The organism is Parabacteroides sp. AF17-3 (assembly GCF_003635445.1).
In the GTDB taxonomy this organism is placed as follows: domain Bacteria; phylum Bacteroidota; class Bacteroidia; order Bacteroidales; family Tannerellaceae; genus Parabacteroides; species Parabacteroides goldsteinii.
The window spans coordinates 48334-73203 of record NZ_QTMM01000003.1; the positions used below are offsets into that span (position 1 = coordinate 48334).

At 44.2% G+C, this 24870-nt stretch carries 20 protein-coding genes; 13 read left to right on the forward strand and 7 right to left on the reverse strand.

The annotated features are described in order from the left end of the window. Window positions 1-13 precede the first annotated feature (13 nt). A complete protein-coding gene (locus tag DWW91_RS04730) occupies window positions 14-313 on the reverse strand; it encodes an STAS domain-containing protein (RefSeq protein WP_007654542.1) in 300 nt (99 codons plus the stop codon). An 83-nt stretch (window positions 314-396) separates the two neighbouring features. Continuing rightward, entirely contained in the window at window positions 397-3081 is a 2685-nt protein-coding gene (locus tag DWW91_RS04735) for a calcium-translocating P-type ATPase, PMCA-type (RefSeq protein WP_122327115.1), read from the reverse strand. A 214-nt stretch (window positions 3082-3295) separates the two neighbouring features. Between DWW91_RS04735 and DWW91_RS04740 the strand changes: the two genes are divergently transcribed. Continuing rightward, complete coding sequence (locus DWW91_RS04740) at window positions 3296-3793, forward strand: DUF4251 domain-containing protein (protein ID WP_122327116.1); 498 nt, start codon at window positions 3296-3298, stop codon at window positions 3791-3793. On the opposite strand, the gene DWW91_RS04745 is transcribed toward DWW91_RS04740, so the two are convergent. Beyond that, complete coding sequence (locus DWW91_RS04745) at window positions 3777-4709, reverse strand: TIGR01212 family radical SAM protein (protein WP_010802135.1); 933 nt, start codon at window positions 4707-4709, stop codon at window positions 3777-3779. The two genes, DWW91_RS04740 and DWW91_RS04745, sit on opposite strands and share 17 nt — an antisense overlap. A 167-nt stretch (window positions 4710-4876) precedes the next feature. On the opposite strand from DWW91_RS04745, the gene DWW91_RS04750 reads away from it, so the two are divergent. The 3 genes from DWW91_RS04750 (at window position 4877) to DWW91_RS04760 (ending at window position 9079) form a co-directional block, all read left to right on the forward strand. Next, complete coding sequence (locus tag DWW91_RS04750; RefSeq protein WP_010802136.1) at window positions 4877-7051, forward strand: S9 family peptidase; 2175 nt, start codon at window positions 4877-4879, stop codon at window positions 7049-7051. Further along, entirely contained in the window at window positions 7051-7896 is an 846-nt protein-coding gene (gene lipA / locus DWW91_RS04755) for a lipoyl synthase (protein WP_007654536.1), read from the forward strand. Before DWW91_RS04750 ends, lipA begins: the two co-directional genes overlap by 1 nt. 64 nt (window positions 7897-7960) lie before the next feature. Next, entirely contained in the window at window positions 7961-9079 is a 1119-nt protein-coding gene (locus tag DWW91_RS04760; protein ID WP_007654535.1) for a hypothetical protein, read from the forward strand. Window positions 9080-9088: 9 nt separating this feature from the next. Here the strand turns inward: DWW91_RS04760 and DWW91_RS04765 are convergent, their stop codons facing one another. Beyond that, on the reverse strand, window positions 9089-9583 hold the full coding sequence (locus tag DWW91_RS04765; RefSeq protein WP_007654533.1) for a metallophosphoesterase: 495 nt from the start codon (window positions 9581-9583) through the stop codon (window positions 9089-9091). An 828-nt stretch (window positions 9584-10411) separates the two neighbouring features. On the opposite strand from DWW91_RS04765, the gene DWW91_RS04770 reads away from it, so the two are divergent. The 6 genes from DWW91_RS04770 to DWW91_RS04795 all read left to right on the forward strand — a co-directional run bounded on the left by DWW91_RS04770 (window position 10412) and on the right by DWW91_RS04795 (window position 20257). Further along, window positions 10412-13450 carry a TonB-dependent receptor gene (locus DWW91_RS04770; RefSeq protein WP_048315464.1) on the forward strand — a complete coding sequence of 1013 codons (3039 nt, stop codon included), beginning with the start codon at window positions 10412-10414 and terminating at the stop codon, window positions 13448-13450. 12 nt (window positions 13451-13462) lie between these two features. Beyond that, window positions 13463-14974: a RagB/SusD family nutrient uptake outer membrane protein gene (locus DWW91_RS04775; RefSeq protein ID WP_199722554.1), complete on the forward strand. Its 1512-nt coding sequence runs from the start codon at window positions 13463-13465 to the stop codon at window positions 14972-14974. A gap of 32 nt (window positions 14975-15006) precedes the next feature. After that, window positions 15007-15996 carry an endonuclease/exonuclease/phosphatase family protein gene (locus DWW91_RS04780; protein WP_010802140.1) on the forward strand — a complete coding sequence of 330 codons (990 nt, stop codon included), beginning with the start codon at window positions 15007-15009 and terminating at the stop codon, window positions 15994-15996. 146 nt (window positions 15997-16142) lie between these two features. Then, window positions 16143-18212 (forward strand): RNA degradosome polyphosphate kinase, encoded by a 2070-nt coding sequence (locus DWW91_RS04785; protein WP_122327117.1) that lies wholly within the window; start codon window positions 16143-16145, stop codon window positions 18210-18212. A 10-nt stretch (window positions 18213-18222) separates the two neighbouring features. Continuing rightward, window positions 18223-18900, forward strand: coding sequence for a hypothetical protein (locus tag DWW91_RS04790; RefSeq protein ID WP_122327118.1), 678 nt, complete (start codon window positions 18223-18225; stop codon window positions 18898-18900). A 361-nt stretch (window positions 18901-19261) separates the two neighbouring features. Continuing rightward, window positions 19262-20257 carry a DUF4837 family protein gene (locus tag DWW91_RS04795; protein WP_010802143.1) on the forward strand — a complete coding sequence of 332 codons (996 nt, stop codon included), beginning with the start codon at window positions 19262-19264 and terminating at the stop codon, window positions 20255-20257. Window positions 20258-20291: 34 nt separating this feature from the next. Here the strand turns inward: DWW91_RS04795 and DWW91_RS04800 are convergent, their stop codons facing one another. Next, entirely contained in the window at window positions 20292-21695 is a 1404-nt protein-coding gene (locus DWW91_RS04800) for an rRNA cytosine-C5-methyltransferase (protein ID WP_122327119.1), read from the reverse strand. 52 nt (window positions 21696-21747) lie between these two features. On the opposite strand from DWW91_RS04800, the gene DWW91_RS04805 reads away from it, so the two are divergent. Both DWW91_RS04805 and DWW91_RS04810 read left to right on the forward strand, forming a co-directional pair. Then, window positions 21748-22452 carry an SAM-dependent methyltransferase gene (locus DWW91_RS04805; protein ID WP_007654520.1) on the forward strand — a complete coding sequence of 235 codons (705 nt, stop codon included), beginning with the start codon at window positions 21748-21750 and terminating at the stop codon, window positions 22450-22452. A 6-nt stretch (window positions 22453-22458) separates the two neighbouring features. Then, the gene (locus DWW91_RS04810) at window positions 22459-23034 is read left to right on the forward strand and encodes an acyltransferase (protein WP_010802145.1); all 576 of its coding nucleotides are present in this window, start codon (window positions 22459-22461) and stop codon (window positions 23032-23034) included. 45 nt (window positions 23035-23079) lie between these two features. Here the strand turns inward: DWW91_RS04810 and nadC are convergent, their stop codons facing one another. Together nadC and DWW91_RS04820 are read right to left on the reverse strand one after the other, a co-directional pair. Further along, window positions 23080-23919 (reverse strand): carboxylating nicotinate-nucleotide diphosphorylase, encoded by an 840-nt coding sequence (gene nadC / locus DWW91_RS04815; protein WP_010802146.1) that lies wholly within the window; start codon window positions 23917-23919, stop codon window positions 23080-23082. Between the two features lie 3 nt (window positions 23920-23922). After that, a complete protein-coding gene (locus tag DWW91_RS04820) occupies window positions 23923-24294 on the reverse strand; it encodes a DUF4783 domain-containing protein (protein WP_007654516.1) in 372 nt (123 codons plus the stop codon). A gap of 88 nt (window positions 24295-24382) precedes the next feature. On the opposite strand from DWW91_RS04820, the gene rlmH reads away from it, so the two are divergent. After that, a complete protein-coding gene (rlmH, locus tag DWW91_RS04825) occupies window positions 24383-24856 on the forward strand; it encodes a 23S rRNA (pseudouridine(1915)-N(3))-methyltransferase RlmH (RefSeq protein ID WP_007654508.1) in 474 nt (157 codons plus the stop codon). Window positions 24857-24870 lie beyond the last annotated feature (14 nt).

A 24870-nucleotide genomic window follows, 5' to 3' on the forward strand; every position in this document is an offset into this window, starting at 1 on the left:
AGTTTGAATCTTGTTATTCAATGGTAAGAAAAGAAGAGAAACCTGTTATTTTGAATATCTCCATAATGCTGTCCTGGATATTCCTCAATACAAATGTTCCGCCTTTCTGGCCCATCTTTTTTTGCAGAATGAGAAGCAAGCGAAGTCCGGCACTGCTGATATATGTGAGTTTTCCACCGTCAAGCACCACGTTTTGCGCATTACCTTCAAGTATATTGGTAATCTCTTTTTCCAGATCGGGCGAACTGAGTGTATCCAGCTGTCCGGAAAGACAGATTACTGTCTCTGTTCCGTGCTTTATTTCTATTTCCATATATCTTTTTGTTTTCTATTTGAGCAAATGTAAATATTATAATCAAGCTCAGCAAGTTATTCTCAGAATTTGTTTATTCCGGCTTACTTCTTAGTAAGCCGGCTGATGCCTCGTGCAATTTCACCTATCCAGAGAACCAGCGAGCTGGAACCGATAATGATACCCCAGTCTTTTAAAGACAAAGGAACCACATTGAACATCTCTCCGCCAAACGTAACGATCAGATACTGACCGATAAGGATAAGCAGGGCTACAAACAGGAAGCTCTTACTCTCTTTCAGGTTAGCGAATGCTGAACGGCCTTCCATAAATGCCTTGGCATTGAACATATTCCAGAACTGAAGCATTACAAAGAAGCTGAAGAACCACGACAAGTCATGCGGCGTCAGTCCAGTCTGTGCATGGAAATAATACAATACTCCCATTAGGATCAGCACGAAAGCAATACCTACTCCGAAGATATTGTATGCCATCGGCCGGGTGATGATAAAATCGCCATCTTTTCCGCTCCGGCGGGGTTTATCCTTCATAACCCGTTCGTTAGGGGGGAGGGAGGCCAATGCTCCGGCGGCAAATGTATCCATGATCAGGTTTACCCATAACATCTGTGTGATGGTAAGCGGTGATTCGGTCCCGAACAGCGAACCCAGCAGCACGATCAGACAGGCTGCCACGTTGATGGTTAACTGGAATAAGAGAAACTTCTGGATATTACGATACAAGGAACGTCCCCACATTACGGCACGTGTGATACTTCCGAAGGAGTTATCCAGGATCGTGATGTCGCTGGCTTCTTTGGCAACAGAGGTTCCGTCACCCATGGAAAGACCCACCTGGGCGGCTTTCAGGGCCGGAGCATCGTTGGTTCCGTCGCCGGTTACGGCAACTACGGCACCTTTCTTCTGTAATAACTGCACCAGGCGTTGTTTGTCGGTAGGACGGGCGCGGCACATGATTTTCAGATCCAGTACCCGGTCGAGCACTTCTTCGTCGGTCAGTGCTTCAAAGCCCGGACCTGTGATGATGTTGCGGTCGGTATCTTCCGGTTTCCAGGTTCCGATCTGACGGCCAATCTCACGGGCGGTACCAGGAGTATCACCGGTTACGATCTTTACATCAATACCAGCATTCAGACAGCTTTGTACGGCGGCCGGAACATCTGCACGGACAGGGTCGGAGATCGCAACGATTCCCAGATAGGTCAGGTCGGTATTATGTAGGCGGCCATTGACAAAGAACGATTCGTCCTGTCCGTCTTCAATAATCTGATAAGCAAAACCGAGTGTACGCATTGCCTGATTCTGGTAATCCAGCAGTTGTTTTTCAATATCGGCCTTGCAGGCATCTACCGGTTTATAAGTATTGTCAATGGCTACACGTTGGCTGTTTGCCAGTACAATTTCCGGTGCCCCTTTTACGTACAGCACTTTTTTACCCAATAACGGCGACTTAACGACTGTCGCCATATATTTCCGTTCGGTCGAGAAGGTCAGCTGGTCCATGACCGGCGCTTCTTCCCTTAATGTCAGGTAGTTTTGTTGCTGGCTGTTCAGCCAAAGCAATAAAGCTGCTTCGGTAGGATTACCTAATGTCTTTACTTTCTCTTCCGAGAAGTCGAGGAAGGCGGTCGAGTTAACGGAAATACCTTCCTTAATAAGGTTGCTTAGTTCATCGTTTCCCAGTTTCTGGTCTTTGAGATTGTAGAAATTGGTCTGGTAAACCTGCATTTGGTTTTGTGTCAGCGTACCGGTTTTGTCGGTACAGATAACCGTAGTCGCCCCCATCGTTTCGCAGGCATGCATTTTGCGGACCAGGTTGTTTGTCTTGAGCATGCGGTTCATACTCAGGGCAAGGCTGAGGGTTACGCTCATCGGCAAGCCTTCAGGAACGGAAACTACGATCAGGGTTACTGCTATCATGAAGATATTCAGTATATGGGAGATCAGATCCATGACCGGCATACCCGATGAACCGAGTAATAATTTGATCAGCAAGGCAATAAAAGTAAGCCCGGCAACCGTATACCCTCCTTTACTGATTACGGCGGCAAGCCCTTTCAGCTGTATCTGGAGCGGAGTCTCTATGTCGCTTTCAATCTGCGAACCTTCATATACTTTACCATATCCGGTAGCGTCTCCCACCAGTTCGACTTTCATGGCTCCATGCCCGTCGACAACAGTTGTTCCCCGCATGACCATATTGGACGGATAGGTCGCTTCAGGATCGAATTCGGCTTCGTTGGTTGTTTTACTGATAATTGGTTCCCCGGTCAGTGTCGATTCGTTGATTTGCAAAGATATAGCTTCCAGCAAATGACCGTCGGCAGGAATCTCCTCTCCGGTTTCCAGTACGACGATGTCGCCGACAACGACTTCTTTTTTGGTTACCTGGCAGATATTTCCTTCGCGAATCACTTTGACCAGCGTATCGTCATTGACGGTATTCAGCACATCGAATGCTTTGTTGGCCTTCAGTTCGAAGAAAAAGCCGACACAGGATGCCAGCATGATGGCAAAGAATATACCGATCGGCTCCAGGAAAGCGGTAAACCCTTTCGCTTCCGGTCCCCAGCAATGTACGCCGGCAATGATCATTGATAACAGCCATGCTACCAGCAGGATCTTGATGATCGGATCATTAAACTTTTCGAGGAATTGACTCCAGAGAGAGGCTTTCTCTGGTGGAGTGAGGATATTTTCGCCGTGAAGGCGCCTGCTTTCTTCTACTTCTTGTTTGGTTAAGCCTTGATACTGATGTTTTTTCTCCATAAATTTGTTTAATCTGATTCAGAAAAATGAGTAGACAAATTACGTAAAGTTGACGGACATACGCAAGTGCTTTGGTTTTTAATTGATGATAGAATATAACAGTAATGTTTTGTTAACCGTTTGTTGTGTTAATTTAACGAACGGAAGGTAAACCTTTGGTCTGTTCTGATTGTCTTATATATAGAAGCAAAATGTGTGTTATTTATTTAAGGTTATGAAGAATGTTAGGTTATTCTGGTTATTAGGGATTGTCCTTTTATTAGCAGGGCAATCCCTTTATGCTCAAAGTAAAAAGGAAAAGCGGGAGCAGAAGGCAAATGAAGTGAAAGAATTAATAGATAGTAAACGGTTTACAGTAGATGTAAATCGTGCGATACCCATGGGAGGACGTTCACTCAATCTGACGTCTCCCTACTCTTTGGAAATGCGCGGTGACTCGGTTATTTCCTATCTTCCTTATTTCGGAAGGGCTTATTCGGCTCCTTATGGTGGCGGTGACGGGTTACGTTTCGAAGAATCAATTACCGATTATCAATGTTCTTTTAATAAGAAAGGAACCGCTCAAATACAGTTTCGTACCCGAAGCGATGACGATACCTTTGCATTCAGTGTGCAGGTGTTCTCAAATGGCTCCGCGACAATCAATGTGACGCCTGTCAACAAACAGAACATCACATTCTATGGGGAACTGGCTCCTAAGAAAAAGGAATAAATAATCGTCCTTGCCGTGCATTTCTTTCGGCAATACGCTTATTTACTTTCGCAGTAAATTCGAAGTTCTTAAGTCCCCAGTCGGGAGCGATCAACAGCTCTTTCGGGGATTGCGATACAAACCTCTCTACCACAATAGAGGGGTTTAATTTTTCTATGAAGTCGATTACCAGGTCGATATATTCGTCGGCCGTATAAAGATGGAACTCTTCAGGATGTTCGGCATATTCTTTGGCCATGCGGGTGTTGCGAATCAGTTGCAGTTGATGCAGTTTCAAAGTGGTTACGGGCAATTCGGATAACCGGTCGGCATGATGTAATATTTCATCCCTGCTTTCTCCCGGTAAACCCAGAATCAGGTGGGCACCGGTGTAAATGCCCCGTCCGGCTGTCCGGCGGATAGCGTTTTCCGACTCTTCATAGGTATGTCCGCGGTTGATGCGGAGCAACGTTTTATCGAGTGTGCTTTCCAGTCCGTATTCTATCATGACGAACTTTTCCCGGGAAAGGGCCGTGAAATAATCCAGCAAAGCATCCGGCATGCAGTCCGGGCGTGTTCCGACGATTAACCCGACTACACCGGGATAAGATAACGCTTCTTCATATTTGGCTTTCAGCGAACTGAGTTCATCGTATGTATTGGTGTAAGCCTGGAAGTAGGCGAGGTATTTCATCTCCGGATATTTGCGGGAGAAGAAGCGGATTCCCTCTTCCAACTGTTCGGTCACACTCTTTTCCGTGTGGCAATACTCCGGACTGAATGTTTGATTATTACAATAAGTACAGCCGCCCCATCCTTTCGAACCATCGCGGTTCGGACAGGTGAAGCCTGCATTTATAGAGATTTTCTGTACCTTACAGGGGAATATTTTCCGCAGGAAATCTCCGAAATCATTATAAGGTTTTACGTTTTCCATGGGGCAAAGGTAATTTATAATGGTTAATGACCAATGTCCGGTGGTTAATTTAATGATAAAATGCCCGGATAACCAGGCTCCGGTATATAATTTACCTTTAATGGTGAACGGTTTACCGTGATAAAATACTAACTTTGCAGCCTATTCAAAATAAAATAAAAGTATTCATGAGACGATTGGGTGTTGGTTTCTTGCTTTCATTGGCGATAATTGGAAGCGTATCTGCTCAGAACGGGAGCAAACGTGTCGATTTAAAAGAAATTACAGATGGAAAGTTCCGTCAGGTAACTGCTATTGGTGAAATGCGGTCGCTGCCGGATGGAGAACATTATACAGCAATGAATAAAGATCGGAGTATGATTATCAAATACTCCTATCGTACAGGTAATCCGGTGGACACGTTGTTCAATGCCCGGACTGCCCGTGAATCCACATTCGATGATTTTGACGGATACGATATCAGCAGTACCGGCCATCATATCCTTGTTTGGCGGGAAACCGAACCGATTTACCGTCGTTCTTTCAAGGCGATGGTGTACGATTATGACGTGCGCCGTAACTATGTAAAGCCTGTTTCCGATTCGAAGAACAAGCAGATGATTCCGACTTATTCGCCGGACGGACGCATGTGTGCTTATGTCGTGGATAATAATATATGGATTCGTAAGTTTGACTATGATACGGAAGTACAGGTTACCAAAGACGGTGAACTGAACAAAATACTGAACGGCATTACCGATTGGGTATATGAAGAAGAATTCGCTGTGACTAACCTGATGGCCTGGTCGCCCGACAGTGAATATCTGACTTATGTGCGTTTCGACGAAAGCGAAGTGCCGGAATATTCCATGCAGATGTGGGGTAACGGACTGTATCCGGGATATTATAATTTCAAATATCCGAAAGCAGGCGAGAAGAATTCGAAAGTAACGGTTCACTCTTACAGCGTAGCGACAAAAGATATCAAGGAACTGAAAGTGCCGGTGGAAGGTGATTATTATATTCCGAGAATTACCTTTACTACCAATTCCGACCAGTTGGCTGTCATGACGTTGAACCGTCAGCAGAATGTTTTCAATATGTATTATGTGAATCCGAAGAGCGGCGTATCCCGTTTGATTCTTCGCGATGAGAACAAATGCTATGTGGATTCCGAATGGCTGACTTCCATTCATTTCAATCCGAGCGGATTTACTTACGTCAGCGAACAGGATGGCTATTCCCATATTTATTTGTATTCTCCGACGGGTGTTATGCAACGCCAGGTAACGAAAGGCAACTGGGACGTAACCCGTCTGATTGGTTACGACGATGCAACTAAGGTTGTATATTATGAATCAGCCGAAGAGAGCCCGTTGCGTCGTTCTGTTTATAAGATTGACCAGAAAGGCGTAAAGACAAAACTGTCGGAAGGAGAGGGGACGAACAGTGCCGACTTCAGCGCGAACTATGCTTATTTTGTCAATAATTATTCGAATGCAAACACTCCCGCAGTGATTACTGTCAACGAAACAAAGTCGAAAAAAGTATTGCGTGTGTTGCAGGATAATGCTGCTTTAAGAGAAAAATTGGCAAATACATCTTTCTCTAAAAAAGAATTCTTCAAGGTGCATACAGCATCTGATATTGAGTTGAATGCCTGGATCGTTAAGCCGGTCGATTTCGATGAATCGAAGAAATATCCGGTGTTGATGGTACAATATAGTGGTCCTAATTCGCAACAAGTACTGGACAAATATGGTTTTGACTGGGAACATTACCTGGCTGCGAACGGAATCATCGTAGTCAGCGTGGATGGCCGGGGAACCGGTGCACGTGGTGAAGCCTTCCGCAAATGTACATACTTGCGGATGGGTGATTTGGAATCCAGAGACCAGGTGGAAGCTGCACAGGCTTTAGGCAAACTGCCGTATGTGGATGCAAAACGCATCGCCATCTGGGGCTGGAGCTTTGGCGGATACAACACATTGATGTCGATGAGCGTGGGTAACGGTACATTTAAGGCCGGTATCGCTGTCGCTCCTCCGACAGACTGGAAATATTATGACTCGGTATATACCGAACGTTTTATGCGTACGCCAAAAGAAAACTTCTCGGGCTATGCTGCAACATCGCCCATCCGGCTGGCAAAAGACTTACAGGGTAAGCTGTTGCTGGTACACGGAACTGCTGACGATAATGTACACTTCCAGCAGACGATGGATTATGCAGAAGCATTGGTACAAGCCGGTAAACAGTTCGATATGCAGGTTTATAAAGACCGTAATCACAGTATTTACGGAGGAAATACCCGTTATCATCTGTATACCAGGATGTCTAACTTTTTATTGGATAACTTATAATGTCAGAACATGTGAGAAAGCCGGATTGGTTGAAGATCCGGCTTGGTGGGAACGAACAGTTTACAAAGACGAAAAGCATTGTTGAGTCTCATTGTCTGCACACCATTTGTACAAGTGGAAAATGCCCGAACATGGGAGAATGCTGGAGCCGGGGAACTGCTACGTTTATGATTGCAGGCGATATCTGTACCCGTTCCTGTCGATTTTGTAACACGCTAACAGGCAAACCGCTGCCGCTGGACCCGAAAGAACCGGCGAATGTGGCGGAAAGTATTCGCCTGATGAACTTAAAACACGCAGTGATAACGTCGGTTGATCGCGATGATCTTCCTGACTTGGGAGCCCAACATTGGGTGGATACAATCCGGACCATCAAAGAGGTAAATCCGGCCACCACCGTAGAAGTCCTGATCCCTGACTTTCAGGGACGCCTTGAACTGGTGGATCAGGTAGTGGAAGCTGCTCCCGAGATTATATCGCATAATATGGAAACCGTGCGGCGTATCAGCCCGCAGGTTCGCAGTGCAGCCAAATACGATGTCAGCCTGGCTGTCCTGTCCCGCATAGCCGGACAAGGTGCGACGGCAAAGACTGGTATTATGGTCGGTTTGGGCGAAACCCCCGAAGAAGTATGCTGTCTGATGGACGATGTGCTCGATGCAGGTGTTTCCGTATTAACAATTGGTCAATATTTACAACCATCCAGAAAAAATATTCAAGTAACTGAGTATGTGACCCCTGATCAGTTTAATGTCTATAAATCAATCGCTTTGGAAAAAGGTTTTCGTATGGTAGAGAGCGCTCCGCTGGTCCGTTCCTCTTATCACGCTGAAAAGCATGTTTAATTACCAAAACTTTTAACAAAGTGGGTTGTTATATATTTAAAGTGCGAAGAAAGGGGGAAAGGGTATGAACAAAGTTAAGAAGGGATTAGACAATCAAGCCGTTGGTCTGTTGCCATTGTTGCTTTTTATGTTTTTGGATAATTATTTTTCTTATCTGTTGTCTTTCATTATCGGCGTTACCTTCTGTTTTGTATGTATTTTTCTGTATCAGGTGTTGAGTAAGGATAAGGTATATCAATTTTTATTGTTGCCTTCTGCAATTACTTTAGTATTGTATTCCGTCTTTCTCTGCTTGAAACTGGAGCCCGTATTGTTTATTTATTCTCCGTTGATTACGGAGGTGCTGTTGGTCGTAGTACTGGCGTTTATCGGTTTTAGCCGGCGCTCAGTATTAAAGAAGATAAGGACTTCAAAGCACCCGACTTATAAACGGACTTTAATGCGTACGACGCTGAATGAATTCTATTTCATTGCCCAGCTGGTTCAGAATTTGTATACATTACATCTGTTTGTCATCCTGGTTTACAGTATCCTTCCGGATACGATGCAGAATGTACATGCGGAACGTTTCCTTTATAGGGAACTGGGGGTATTGATTGGAGTTCTGGTCATTCTTTATGAGCAGGTACGTTTATCGTTGATGCAAGGTAGTTTACAGAAAGAAATGTGGTTACCGGTGTTGAATGAGGGAGGAAAGGTTATTGGTTGTATTGCGCGTTCGGTCAGCCGCACGTTGCCTAAGAAGTACTACCATCCGATCGTCCGGATTGCCGTCATTCATGACGGAATGCTTTATCTGATGAAAAGGAGTAAAGATGCGTTCGTATCTCCGGATACGATTGATTACCCTTTCCATAGTTATGTATTGTTCAGGCACAGTATTGAAAGTACGGTGCGTGAATCGGTTGGCGAACTCGCCGAACAGCAGGATGTAAATCCCCGTTTTCTGATACGTTATACGTTCGAGAACGAGAAGGTGAAACATCTGGTATCGCTTTACGTGATCTGTCTCCGTACAGAGGAGCAGTTTAACCAGTGTAAGCGAGCTGGCGGTAAGTTATGGACAGCCAAACAAATTGAAGAGAACCTGCATACCGGTGTATTCAGTGAATATTTCGAACAGGAATTCTCTTATCTTCAGAACACAATTTTACTGGCAGAGAGTTTCTGCTGTGGTAAGTAGGCTGGGTATTTATCGGATACCCAGTTCGATTACTTCAAGGTCTTTAATATTTTTGCCGTCAATCACAAAACGGATAAGGGTACGGACCTGATGGAAGCCGCTTTTGCCGGCTGCGCCCGGATTGATATATAAACAATTCAGGGATTGGTCGAAGGCGACTTTCAGAATGTGCGAATGACCCGCTATGAACAAGTTCGGGCGGGTATCGTACAATTCTTTGCGGATAGCCGGGTTGTAACGGCCCGGATAGCCGCCTATATGCGTCATCATCACATTTACTTCTTCCGCTTTAAAATGAGCCACTTCGGGATATTCCAACCGGAGCGATTGCCCGTCTATGTTTCCATATACCGCCCGGAAAGGTTTCAAAGCAGCTAGCTTTGCTGCCAACCCGTCCGAACCAATATCACCTGCGTGCCATATTTCATCGCATTCTGCGAAATATTCCGCATATTTATCATCCCACCAAGCATGGGTATCTGAGAGAAGTCCTATTTTAAGCATAACTATTTCTTTTCAACATGTAAAAGTAAGAAAATATTACAATGAACCGGTTGACGGAGTTAGTTTAGTTCGTATTTTCTTTACAAAGGTTTCTTTCTGATGCGATAGTCCCAGTCTTTTACGGCTTCCGGGATTATAGTTCTATATATTATGATACTGTATTCTCATATATTATGATATCGAAGTCGTATAATATATAAGAATACAGTATCATAATATATGAGAATTTGAAAGAGTATATTAGTGGCTTGTGATGATTTTGTTTACTTATGGCTATTTATTTTGAAGATTGTGATGGAATGTAAAATATTGTTCTTACATTTGGGGTGTTTGCATAAATGTATTCATATAAATTTAAAACTATGCCTATGGTATAAAACTGTCTAAAAGACATATTAAGATATAAAAACGTAAAGTTTATTTCGAAGGTGCTGAAAAACTACCACTTTTAAATGCTCTCTTCCAAGTACACTGGACGTTCACGTTTAGGCGTGGACTTCATTGTTGTATTATGAGGAGAGCGGGTTGTGGTAGACCTTTCAGGACCGTAATACGAAAAGACAATGGGTCCACGTTTTTTTATTGGTCTACTTTCTCTCAATTTTGGACTCCCGGCGAACAGCCGGATATGAAACCTTGTTTAGTACTATTCCTTTCTTATAGGATTCTGATGTAGCAACGTGAATGTTGCCAAATGAATTATTATGAAATGCGGACATTGTTTTGTAGCAAGAATGTGCGGTGAATGTCATTCGCTTGTCTTCATGCTGAAACGTCTTCTTGTTTATTTTGTCCCGCAATAAATCAAATTTATTATTATTTAATAAAATGAAACGAGAGAAAAATGTATTCCATTTAGTGGGTGTTTTATGTCTTGCCGTAGCATTGCAGTTCTTTCCTGCATCTACATGGGCGGAGACCAATGTTTTTCCTATTGTTAACCAACAAAGTACGTATACTGTAACGGGTAATATCGTGGATGGGAAAGGAGAGCCGATTATCGGTGCCAATGTTGTGTTAAAAGGTTCTGCGACAGGTGTCGTGACTGATGTGGATGGGAATTTTTCAATGAGTGTATCGGGAAATGATGTCCTGATGGTTTCCTATATAGGATACAATTCGTTGGAAATTCCGGTAAAAGGACAGAAGAGTTTGAATATCGTAATGAAGGAAAATGTAGAATCGTTGGATGAAATCGTGGTTATCGGCTATGGTACGATGAAGAAGAAGGATTTGACAGGTTCCGTGTCAGCGATAAAAGCCGACGAAATTACAGCCTTTGCTGTTTCTAATCCTATCCAGGCTTTGCAGGGGAGGGTTCCGGGGGTTGTTCTTTCGCAGAATACCGGAGATCCATCGGGCGATTACTCGATCCGTATTCGGGGAGTCAATTCTATCAAGGGGGACAATGCTCCGCTTTATATCATTGACGGAATACCGGCGAGCACTTCCTCTGTTAATACTTATGACATCGAATCCATGGAAATTCTAAAGGATGCGTCGGCGACAGCGATCTATGGTTCACGTGGTGCGAATGGCGTTGTTATGATTACAACCAAGAAGGGAAAAACCGGAAAAACAACCGTTTCCTATGATTTTGAATACGGCTTTCAGAAACAGATAAAGAAGCTGGATTTAATGAATGCCCGGGAGTGGGGACGGTTTTATAATGAATATCTGGTTAATGCGGATATTTTGAGCGAAGCTCCTTTCTCGGAAGCGGATATTGCAGCAATGGGAAAAGGCGTGGACTGGCAGAGTGAAGTATTCCAGAACGCCCCAATCTCGAATCATAATATTAATGTTTCGGGAGGTACGGACAACGTGCGTTATTTCATAAGCGGTTCGGCTATGATGAAAGATGGTTTGATTCATAATAGTTCATATGATAAATACAACCTGCGTTCAAGCCTGGATTTGAAAATGAGCAAGATGGTCAGTGCTTCGTTGAACATGGGATATTCGTTGATAAATCAAATGAACCAGTCTGACGGAGGAGGTAATGGAGGATCGTCCATGATCGGTGCCACCTATTCTGCCGCACCGGTCTTTTATCCGTACGATGAAAACGGTGATTATAAGGATTTGCGTTCCTGGTATTCCTGGTCGTCGCATGAAATTAAAAATCCGATCTGTATGGCTTATGAGTCTACTTATAAGACGGTCACGAATCTGACGAATATCAATGCGGCCATCAACTTTCAACCAGTCAAGGGACTTTCCGTCAAGGCGACTTTCGGTCTGGAAGGCTCTGATTCCCGGTATGATGCTTATACGACTAAAAAGTATATTTATCAGAATAATTCCGCCTCTGTGAATCATAAGCGTTCCACCAATGTAATAAATGAAGATATTGTGAATTATGACTTTACTGTTAATAAAATTCATTCATTCAATCTGATGGGCGGTTTTACTTATCAGCAGAATGTGTATAAATCAATAGCGGCATCCGGTAATACCTTTTTGAGTGATGTCCAGCAAACAAATAATTTGTCTTCGGCAGGAACAGTCAATACTCCTTCTACTTCTTATTCCAAATGGGCGCTGATGTCTTATCTCGGGCGTATCAACTATTCTTTTAATGGAAAATATTTGGTGACAGCCAGCTTTCGTGCAGACGGTTCGAGCCGCTATTCGGAAGGATCGCGCTGGGGATATTTCCCTTCGGGAGCTTTGGCATGGAGGATTTCTGAGGAACCATTCATGAAGCAATTTGATAAAGTTACCAATTTGAAGCTGCGTCTGGGATATGGTAGGACCGGTTCGAGTGCTATCGACCCGTATATGACACAAAATTTATTGAACACCGGGAAAACAGCGACTGGTAGTGATAATGTTCCTTACTATGCACCAAGCAGCACTTTCCCGGAAGATCTGAAATGGGAGACAACGTCTCAGTGGGATATTGGTGCCGATTTGGGTTTGTTCAATCAGCGTCTGCGTTTTACAGCCGATTATTATTATAAAAAGACGACCGACCTGTTGAATACAGTTTCCTTGCCGTCTTCGTCCGGATATTCATCGACAGTCCGGAATATCGGCAGTATGAGTAACCGGGGAGTCGAACTTCTGGTGGAAGCGGATGTCGTACAAAAGAAGGATTTCGGTTTTACGCTTCAGTTTAATATTGCACACAATAAGAATAGAGTCGAAGAACTGGCTGACGGAGACGATATTCTGGGAACGACTTACAGCAACTATGGTTCCGGTTCTATAACCATTATCCGGGAAGGGGAACCTTTGGGAGCGTTTTATGTATATAAAGATGCCGGATTAGATGAAAAAGGGTCTCTTTCTTATGTAGATATGAACGGTGACGGTCAATATACGGATACGGAAGACCGGTATATTGCCGGATCTCCTTTTCCGGATTTTACCTATGGTCTGAATTGCGGTTTCCGTTATAAAAACTGGGATTTCAATTTCTTCCTGCAAGGCAGCCAGGGGAATGATGTCTTTAACCTGAGCGAAATGAGAAACTATTCTTATGGGCAAGGCATGAATATCGAACGCAAAGTGTACTATGAAAGTTGGAGAGAAGGACAAGATAATTCTCACGTCCATTATCCGAAGATTGAGGCGGTCGGCTCTTTAAAGTACTCGGACCGTTTCATCGAGAATGGCTCTTATTTACGTTTGAAAAATGTGAGTCTGGCCTATAATTTCCCTTGTGAAAAATGGAGTACCCGGAATTGGCTCAGCGGTATCCGGGTGTTTGTAAGTGCACAGAACTGGCTGACCTTTACCAAGTATAACGGAGTGGACCCGGAAGTAAGCTCGAAAGCAAGCGATGTCAATGCGGGTATCGACCATTTGACTTATCCGAACAGTAAAACTATCTCAATGGGTTTGAGTGTCAAATTTTAAAAATCAGAAGCAATGAAAAGTAAGTTTTTAGTATCAATAGTGGCCTGTCTCTCTATCTTTCAAGCCTGTGACAATTGCCTGGACGAGACGAAATATACATATTCGATTTCGAGTGAAACATTTTATAATACATTGGAAGAAGCGAATGCTGCGGTATTGGCTCCGCTGGATGTGATGCGTTCGGCTTATAATTCTAATTTTTTCGCTACGTTGGAAATCAATACGGAATACTGCTATCCGAAAGGGGTTTACCAGACTTACAAGGCTTATAACGGTTTTGTAAATTCTACCCATATCACACGAAGTGAATCTAACTGGACTAATTTGTATAAAGCGATCATGTATTGTAATACCGCTATCGAGAAGCTGCCGGCAGCGACGGAAATGACTGAGGCGGAAATTGCGGCTTATTTAGGTGAACTGAGATTCTTGAGAGGATTCAACTATTTTAATCTGGTCAAATATTGGGGCGGAGTTCCGCTGAAGACCGAGGATAATATAACGATGTGGGATGTACCCAAAAGCTCAAAAGAGGACGTTTATGCATTTATTATTGAAGATCTGAAATATGCTTTGGCAAATTGTCCGGCTAAATCCAGATATTTGGCAACACCGAATAAGAATGTGGTTCGGACGTGCCTGGCTGATGTTTATATGCATACGGAAAACTATGAAGAGGCTAAAACATTGGCGGGAGAAGTTGTCAATAGCGGAGTGTATTCATTGGTGCAGGTGGGTGCTTCGAGGGATTTTGACAAAGTGTTTGGTTATGACCTGACAACTTCGTCTGAAGAAGTATTCTACATCAGGACATCGCGGACGGACGGCAAAACCTGGGATTACCTGTCTTATACATCGCATCCGAAATATGAGATAGAACCGGGCAAGTTGATGTTGAATGGGAACGGCTATTTTACGCATTATACGGATTTGAGGAATCATGTGATATCTACCTGGGATAAGAATGATCTCCGTTATGGGCTGAATGTCGGTTTTTATATCTTTGGAGCCGATGCTTACGGAGAGTACACCTGTCTTTTGACAAAGTATTGGGATCCGAATTCACAAGGGGGAGGTGCAAATGTATCTATTCCGTTGATCCGTTATCCGGATGCAATGCTTATTTTTGCGGAAGCGACAGCACGTGTTGCAGGAGGGCCGACGGAGGAATCTATGGAAATGCTGAATCAGCTTCGCCGTCGTGCTTATGGGCGTGATCCAAAAGTGCCGGATATGGAGTTGGATTATAAGTTGTCGGATTATAAGACGATGGATGAGTTTATTGATTTGTTGATTAAGGAAGAAACTTACGAGCACTTCAATGAAGGGAAGCACTGGGACTTCATTGTTCGTTTGGGCAAAGCTCAGGAACTGGTCGGGAAATATTATAATGTAGAAGACGGGGCGTGGACAGACATACAGGAAAGACATTATTTATGGAAGATTCCGGATTCCGAATTCAACTATAATAAAGCGATGAACCAGTCTACCGATCAGAATCCGGGTTATACTTCTGCGGAATGATTAATATGTTAAACTAAAAAAAGGAAATAGGAATGAAAAAACAGCTTGTTAACAGGGTACGTATATTTTTTATGCTTGCGTTTGTGTGGACAATAGCCTGTCTTGTTACATCATGCGGCGGACGTTCGGAGAAGGGGTATTTACGTCTTCTCTACTGGAATATACAAAATGGAATGTGGTCCGGACAGGGAGATAATTATGACAGTTTTGTTGAATGGGTTAAAGAACAAAATCCGGATATCTGTGTCTGGTGTGAGGCCCAATCCATCTATAAGACCGGGACGGCCGATCCTATGGAGGCTGCGGACCGTTATCTGACTGATAACTGGGAGAAACTGGCAATGCGGTACGGACATACATATTGTTATATAGGAGGTCATCGGGACAATTATCCTCAGGTGATAACTTCTAAGTATCCGATAAAGAATGTCTTGCGTATTGTTGGCTCGGAACCGGATAGTGTCGTTACTCACGGTGCCGGTTGGGCTCAGATCGAAGTCAACCAACAGACGATAAATGTAGTAACGCTTCATACCTGGCCCCAGGCTTTTGCTTTCCGGGCCGAAGATAAGGAGGCCAGCAAAGCGGAATCCGGAGGGGATAAGTACCGGCGCATGGAAATAGAATATATCTGTAAACATACGATCGACTCGGTGCCCGAAGCAGCGGGCCAGTATTGGATGATGATGGGAGATTTTAATGCGCGGTCAAGAATTGATAATGCAGTTTACAACTACCCGGAAGAAGATACGCGTTTTTTGGTGCATGATTATATCAGGGAGAATACGCCTTATATAGATGTGATCGCTAAAAAATACCCCGGCGAGTTTAAGACAACGACCGGAAAGGAGGCGCGTATAGATTTCGTATATTGTACATCTCCGTTATATGAAAGAATTGTGGCTGCCGATGTCGTGACAGATACTTATACGAAACCGGTGCGCGACCCGGCTAATCTTTCAAACTTTTGGCATCCATCGGATCACCGTCCTATTTTAGTGGATTTTGATTTGGAAAAGTAGGGACTATATTCACCGGAAACGGTAGATTTGTGAGATAAAAGGTAAAATCGGGCAACACTTCCATGGGTTGTCCGATTTTTGTGTAAGTATCTATTTCTTTTATTCTAATAAAGTATCTATATTTACGCATCTAAGAATAGAATACGATGGAGAATTCATATAAATACTTTAAGCGCGACGTTAGTTGGCTGTCTTTCAACTACCGGGTTTTACTCGAGGCGGAAGACGATACGTTGCCTGTCTATGAGCGGATTAAATTCTTGTCTATCTATTCTTCCAACCTGGAAGAATTTTACGAAATACGTGTGGCCGAGCATCGCGGGGTGATCATGAAAAAGAATTTTACCGAAGAAAGCGGTGATGAGGCCGAAGAAGTGTTGACCGAGATAACCAATGAAGTAAACCGCCAGCAACGTGAATATTACCGGATCTTCTCTGAAAAGATATTACCGGAGTTGAACCGGCAGAATATCTATCTCTATCAGGGAAGCGAACCTGAGCCATTCCATGAAGAGTTCGTTCATAACTTCTTTAATGAGGAGGTGTTTCCGTTCCTGTCGCCTGTCATGATACAGGCTGGGGATATCCGTACCTTTATCCGTGACCGCCGTCTGTATCTGGTGATCCGCATGGTAAAGAAAAGCAAGCGGAAGCCGGAAGGAGATCAGGCGCCTGAATATCATTATGCACTGATGAAGATACCCTATGCCAAGGTACCTCGCTTTATAGAGTTGCCGCAACATGAAGGGAAGTTCTACATCATGTTTATCGATGATATTATTCGTGCGAACCTGGCGAATATCTTCCCCGGATATATAATTGACAGTTGTTACAGTATCAAGATATCCCGTGATGCCGATATTTATCTGGAAAATGAGAAAGGTAATATCGTTGAAAGCATCCGGAAGAAAGTGAAGAAACGGAAGATCGGTGCCCTGAGCCGTTTTATGTACGACCGGGCAATGCCGGACGATTTCCTTTCATTTATTTGTGAGGCTTTCGGCATTACCCGCGATGACCTGGTCGTAGGAGGGCGTTACCTGAATTTGCAGGACTTGGCTAAATTGCCCAATCCAAAAGGGAAAGAGTTGGAGCAGAAGATTCCGACGCCTATGCGTGTCCTTTATCTGGATGAGAAAGGTTCCGTATTCCGGGCAGTGAAGAAGAAAGATATTTTGCTGCATTTTCCCTATCAGTCGTTCGATTATCTGATACGTTTCCTGATGGAAGCTGCGTTCGATCCGAAAGTGGATGAGATAAAGATCACCCAGTACCGGGTGGCGGAAAATTCGGCGGTCATCAATACGTTGGTCAGTGCGGCGCAGAACGGGAAGAAGGTAACGGTATTTGTCGAACTGAAAGCCCGCTTCGATGAAGAGAATAATATGAGTACGGCTGAACGGATGGAGCAGGCGGGCATACGTATTATTTACAGTATTCCGGGATTGAAAGTGCATGCGAAAGTGGCGGTTATCATCCGGAAAGATCCGGAAGATGGAAATAAACGGCGTGATTTCGCTTATCTCAGTACCGGCAATTTTAATGAAAAGACTGCCCGGGTCTACTCGGATATGGCCTTGCTTACCTGTAATGACGAGATTATAACGGATATAAATAAAGTGTTTGCCGTGCTGGAAGGGAAAATGGCGGAGCCTACTTTCCGGCATCTGCTGGTTGCCCGTTTCAACATGGTGCCCGAACTGATCCGTATGATCCATCGTGAGATCGAACATGTGAAGCTGGGACGTAAAGGGCGGATCGTGTTAAAGATGAACGGACTGCATGACCAGAATATGATAAACGAACTGTATCATGCCAGCGAGAATGGGGTGGAGATCGACCTGATCGTAAGGGGCATCTGTTGTCTGGTTCCCGGACAGCCTTATAGTGCCAATATCCGGATCACCCGGATTGTCGATATGTTCCTGGAACATTCCCGTATCTGGTATTTCTATAATGACGGCAAGGAAGATGTTTATCTGACATCGGCCGACTGGATGCGTCGTAATCTGAACCGCCGGATAGAAACGGCTTTCCCGATACTGGTTCCCGAAATAAAGCAGGAAGTGATCGACATTCTGAAGATACAGATGCGCGACAATGTAAAAGCCTGCCTGATCGACGAGCAGTTGCATAACAACTTCAAGCATAATGAGGAACCGGTGAAAGTCCGTTCCCAACTGGCTATTTATGAATATTTGAAAAACAAATCGTAAATAAGATCGTATGGACAATCCTTCTTCCCTGACTTTTTTTCTGTTCTGTTTCTGTTGGGTGGCTCTGATAGCGGGAGCGGTGCTGGGGTATATTATAGGTATCCGCATGGCACGCAACCGGGAACGTCACAGGCTTGTAAAGGAAAAGATCAGGAAGAACAAAGTTGCCATTTATCATTACCAAAAGGAGAAATACGATTATATCGAGCAGATCAACCGGCTGGAACAGGATTTACAGAACCTGACGGAAGAATCGGAGCTTTACAAGGAACGTGTCAGTGACCTGGAATATTACAAACGGAAGGTGCGTGAGAATGAACAGGTCATTGAACGGCTTTCCTCTGCTTCGTCAGAAACGATAGAATTGCCGGTCGATGCCTTTTCCCTGTTGCTGCAACTCAAACAAGATCCGGTACGCACTAATCTCAGCCGGCAGGAATGGATGGAATTGCTTCGTACGACCGACCTTCTTTTCAATAACTTCCTGACGGAGTTGAAGCAGAAATCTGGTATAACCCGTCATGAAGAGGAAATCTGTTGCCTGATAAAATGGAACTTTCCCCGCAAAGATCAGATGGCTGTTTTCAATAACACGACCGATGCCCTCACCAAGTCGAAGAGCCGCCTGAAAAAACGTCTGCAACTGGATGAGAAGACCGATCTGGATCAGTTTATCCGGATGTATTAGAGAAAAAGTACCTGATTCCTTTTCCGATGATTGGAATAGTACTCTTCCGGTCATCGGAACACTGCTCTTCCACCCATCAGAATAGTACTCTTCCGACTATCGGAAGAACGTTATTCCGATGGTCGGAAAAAAGCAGAAGCTCGACTGTTTCTTTTATTGGCGGAAAATATTTGAGTCGTTTCTAAAGCATCATGTCCAGATAAATACATAAAATCAAATAGTTTTAGGATATATGTTTCTTATATACAGTGTGTTAAGCCTGTATTTGTTTGTCCGGCACCATTTCTTTTCTTTTGTTGACTTATCCTTTATTTTTGTCGGAGTAAACAATAAACTCAGGAAAAGATAAATCAATAAAGCTATGAGAACACAGCATCTATTTACTTTTTATTTAGTAGGATTACTGACTTTGGTTAGTTGTAACTCTTCGATCGTAGAAAAACGGGCTACCGGTTTGCCGTATGAAATCCTGGTTGTCATGACCCGGGAAGTTGGAGACAGCGAAGTTGGGGAATTAGTGAAAAATCAATTAAAATCTCCCATTGCCGGATTGCCCCAACCTGAACCCGCCATGCGTGTTACATTTGTTCCTACCGAGACTTTTAATGGCTTGTTGAGATACGTCCGCAATATTCTGGTTGTCGATATTGATCCGACGAAGTATACGATGGTTTCATTGAATGGTTTTAAAGATGAGTGGGCAAAAGGGCAGGAAGTGATAAAACTCTGTGCTCCGTCGACTCGCGAACTGGTCACTTACCTGACATTACATGATTCGGATATTGTCAATCATTTCTGTGCAATCGAAAAGGACCGTCGTATAAAGATACTGAAAGAACATTACAGCCAATTGGCAATGGATAAAGTGCAGGAGAAGTTCGGTATGAAATTGCATGCTCCGGACGATATGACTTATTATAAAGATACGACCGATTTCCTGTGGGTGTCGAACAATGCTAAAACCGGGCGTGTCGATCTGATCGTTTATTCCTTTCCATATACCGATGCGAATACATTTACACAGGACTATCTGGTGGCAAAACGGGATTCTGTTTTAAAGGATAACCTGCCGGGTGCTTTTCCGGATTCTTATATGACTACGGAAAAGCGTGTCGACCTGACTTACGAACCTATAATGTTGCATGATAAATACTGCGGAGTCTTACGTGGCCTGTGGAAGATGGTTGGCGATAAGATGGGCGGACCGTTTGTCAGCCATGCTTTTCTGGATACGAAGACACAGCGTGTGATTGTTGCCGAAGGTCTCGTTTATGCCCCGGAAACAACCAAGCGGAATTATATACGTAAGATCGAAGCTGCACTTTATACGGCACGCCTGGATACGATATCGAGATAGCTGTACCCTCACTAGCACCAGTGAGGCAAAGGCATTACCTTTTCTGCAGGTAGTCTGTTAGCAGTAATACCTGTTCCGGCATATATCCCGTACGGATACGCCATTCTTGCGGATAAAGGTTGTTGGCTCGTTTTCCGAGATGTTTGACAAAACCTACAGGAAATCCCTGGTAGCAGACCAGTACGTACCCTTTTTCTATTTCGGCGGGGAGAAGCAATACTTCTTTTTTCAGGTATTTGATGGCATCGTCCCAGCTTACTTCGGCACAGGTAAAAGCCTCTTTGTTCAGTGCCGTGCTTAAAGTCAGTGAATGGGCCGGTAAAATATCTTTGCCTTTTATCTCTCCGATGCGGATTCCGGCAGATACGATTCGTAACTGGGTGGATAGCAATTGCCAAGTGTCATAATGGATGGACGGTATGGCTTGTATCGTATCATTGAATATTTCCATCCGGAAGCTGTCCGGCTCCTGTATCCATTTGTTTACAACAGGAGGGATGACGGGAGCGGCTTTTCCTTTATCCTTCTTGTTTTTACTTTTAGGACGGATTATTTCATCGACTTCGCCGGACGCTTTACGCAGGGCGGCCAGGAAGAATCCTTCCCCTTTTGTTTTATGGGGGAAGAAACGGTAGACCGGGTGTGCATGGCGTAGCGGTCCGGTGATCTGCCATTCATCCCTAATGGGAATGGACAGGGCTTCGGCTCCCAGTTCTTCTATTATATAATGTATATTATCTTCATCCTCTTCCGTATTGTAAGTACAGGTGCTGTAAATGAGCAGTCCGCCCGGTTTCAGTGCGTTCCATATGTCGTGGATGATACGGCGTTGACGGGCGGCACAAAGGTTGACGTTTGCCACGCTCCATTCGCCGGTACTGTCGGTGTCCTTGCGGAACATTCCTTCGCCGGAACAGGGGACATCGGTAACAATAACATCAAACAGATGAGTAAGGCGCCCGATATCTTCGGGATCGTTGTTCGTGACGATATTGTTCGGATTTCCCCATTTGGTGATATTTTCAGCCAGGATATTACTGCGGGTACGGATCACTTCGTTGCTGACCAACAGACTGCCTTCGGGTAAAAGGTTCAACAGATGGGTGGACTTACCACCCGGTGCGGCACAAAGGTCCAGGCATTTCACCGGTTCGCTGACAAAGTTCCGGATGGCTTGCTCCAGAAACATGGAGGAGGCTTCCTGCACATAATAGGCTCCGGCATGAAACAGCGGGTCGAAGGTGAACGACAGGCGTTCGGGCAGATAATAACCTGTTTCGCTCCAGCCGACCTGAGGTGTTGAGGGAGCCTTCGTCCCTTTATTCCGGTTGATACGGATACTGACGGGAACGTCCGCTTGCAATGCGGCTTCCAGTTTGTCATATTCTTCGCCCAGCAAGGCACGGGTACGTGTGATAAATTCGATAGGAAGTGCCATCTTATTCTGTTTGTTTGGCACAAAAGTACTAACTTTGCGGAAAACTAACAGTATGCAAGCATCGCTTTTCCTTATACCGGTTACATTGGGAGACACCGATCATCGGCGTGTTCTCCCGGAATATAATCGTGAAATCATTCTACAGATCAAACATTTCATCGTTGAAAATATACGTACTGCACGCCGTTTCCTGAAAAAGACGGAACCGTCTATCGTGATAGATGATCTGACTTTTTATGAACTGAACAAGCACACTTCGCCGGAAGATGTGGCCGGTTATCTGGTTCCGTTGACGAAAGGGGAGCATGTCGGTGTGATATCTGAGGCCGGTTGTCCGGCTGTTGCCGATCCGGGAGCGGATGTCGTTGCTATTGCGCAGCGGAAGAATTATCCGGTGGTTCCCCTGGTTGGACCGTCTTCTATATTAATGTCGGTAATGGCTTCCGGTTTCAACGGGCAGAGTTTTGCCTTTCATGGCTATCTGCCCATTGATGCTTCGGAACGGACAAATACAATCAAAAAGCTGGAAGGCCGTATCTATTCGGAAAACCAGACACAGCTTTTTATCGAAACACCTTACCGTAACAATAAATTGGCTGAGGAGTTGATCCGTACTTGTCGCCCGTCAACCAAATTATGTATCGCTTCGGATATTACTTGTGAAGATGAATATATCCATACCCGTCCTGTGAAAGACTGGGCAGGAAAAGTTCCTGATCTGAGTAAGAAACCGACTATCTTTTTAATCTATAAATAACTTTTTATGGCAGCTTATCAGGCACATGAAACAGCAGTGATCGATCCTGGCTGTACGATCGGCGATGATACTTTTATTTGGCATTTTTCTCATATAATGGCCGGCTGTATCATTGGTGAAGAATGTAATATCGGGCAGAATGTCGTTATTTCGCCGGGCGTGGTTTTGGGGAATAACGTCAAAGTCCAGAATAATGTTTCCGTTTATACCGGAGTGACTTGTGAAGATGATGTTTTTCTGGGACCGAGTTGTGTGTTCACGAATGTGATAAATCCGCGCAGTGCCGTTTGCCGCAAAGACCAGTATAAGAAAACTCATATAGGAAAAGGGGCTACTATTGGTGCCAATGCAACGATTATTTGCGGGCATAATATCGGAGCCTATGCCTTGATAGGTGCGGGAGCGGTTGTAACTAAAGAGATTCCTGCTTATGCTTTAGTCGTTGGTAATCCTTCCCGGCAGATCGGCTGGGTCAGTGAGTATGGACACAGGCTGGAGTTTGATGAAAAAGGTTTTGCTATTTGCCCGGAGAGTGGAGAAGGGTATCAGCTGAGGGATAATGAGGTGGTCCGTATCGGATAAAAAAGAGAAAGGCGGATAATCAACCATCCGCCTTCTGAATATTTCTTAGCAAGCCTTCAAACTCATATCGAGACTTTTGACCGAGTGGGTCAGTGCTCCGACAGAGATAAAGTCTACGCCGCATTCTGCATAATCGCGCAGTGTGTCGAATGTGATACCGCCGGATGATTCGGTTTCGAAGCGTCCTCCAATCATTTCGACTGCTTTCTTTGTATCTTCGATATTGAAATTATCCAGCATGATGCGGTCGATACCGCCAACATTCATCGCCTGTTGTAATTCGTCGAAGTTGCGTACTTCGATTTCGATCTTCAGGTTTTTGCCTTTTTCTTTCAGGTAGTTCTGTGCACGGGTAATAGCCTGTTCGATGCCACCGGCAAAGTCTACATGATTATCTTTCAGCAGGATCATATCGAATAGTCCGATACGATGGTTGACACCGCCGCCGATCTTTACAGCATCCTTTTCCATCATACGCATACCTGGAGTTGTCTTACGGGTATCCAGTACGCGGGTTTTAGTTCCTTCCAGTGCTTTTACATATTTGCGGGTTGTTGTCGCAATACCACTCATACGTTGCATAACGTTCAACATCAGGCGTTCTGTCTGTAACAGCGACTGCACTTTTCCTTCAACAGTAAAAGCGATATCGCCTTTCTTTACTTCTGCGCCATCATTGATGAAGATTGTCATTTTTAGTTCCGGGTCGAAGTCATGGAAGATGCGTTTAGCCATTTCCACACCGGCCAGTACGCCATCCTCTTTGATAATAAGCTGACTCTTTCCCATAGCTGTTTCGGGAATGCAGCATAACGTTGTATGATCGCCGTCACCGATGTCTTCGGCAAACGATAATTTAATTAAATCGTCAATTAACTGATCCATTTGTTATTCTATTCTGATTGATTGTATAATCGCTTTGTTGCCGTCGGCACGGTAAGTAATGTTTACACGATATTCGCCTGAAGCGGTCGGGAGTTTACCGACAAAAAATCCAGCGTCTTTTTTGTCTGCATGATGTACCACGGAGAATCCCGAAGGTTTGTTACTGCCAAAAAAAGTAGACAGCATCTTAACGGCTTCGCTTCCGCTGCACTTTTTAGATGAGCCGGGTAGAGCCATATCTACTTCCTGGTCCATTGCTCCTGTCAGTGTAGAGGCATCTCCTCCTTTGAAGGCGTTTGATATCGGAGTAATATCGGCTGCCATTACGCTCAAAATTGAGAATACCAATGCCAATGTAAGTAATAATCGTTTCATAAGCTATCTCCTCTTTTTATGAGTATTCTGATGCAAAGGTATGTATTTTTCCTGTAAATTAGCGCCTTCAATATTAAAATGTCAACGAATGAAGATTGCACTGATTGTAATAGGCAAGACGGATGCCGGTTATTTTGTGGAGGCTATTAATGAATATAAGAACCGCCTGGTTCATTATATCCCTTTTGAAATGGAGGTTATCCCCGATATCAAGAACGTAAAAAACTTATCGGAAGTCCAGCAGAAAGAGAAGGAAGGGGAATTGATTTTAAAGACATTGCAATCCGGTGATTATCTGGTTTTATTGGATGATAAAGGGAAAGAATTTACTTCCATGCAATTTTCTGCTTATATAGAAAAGAAGATGCATACGATACCGAAACGGCTGGTCTTTGTGGTCGGCGGTCCGTATGGATTCAGTGAAGCGGTGTATAAAGCCGCTTCGGAAAAGATTTCATTGAGCAAGATGACTTTTTCGCATCAGATGATCCGTCTGATTTTTATTGAACAGATTTACCGCGCGATGACTATCCTGAATAATGAACCTTATCATCATGAATAGAATAATGTGCCAAT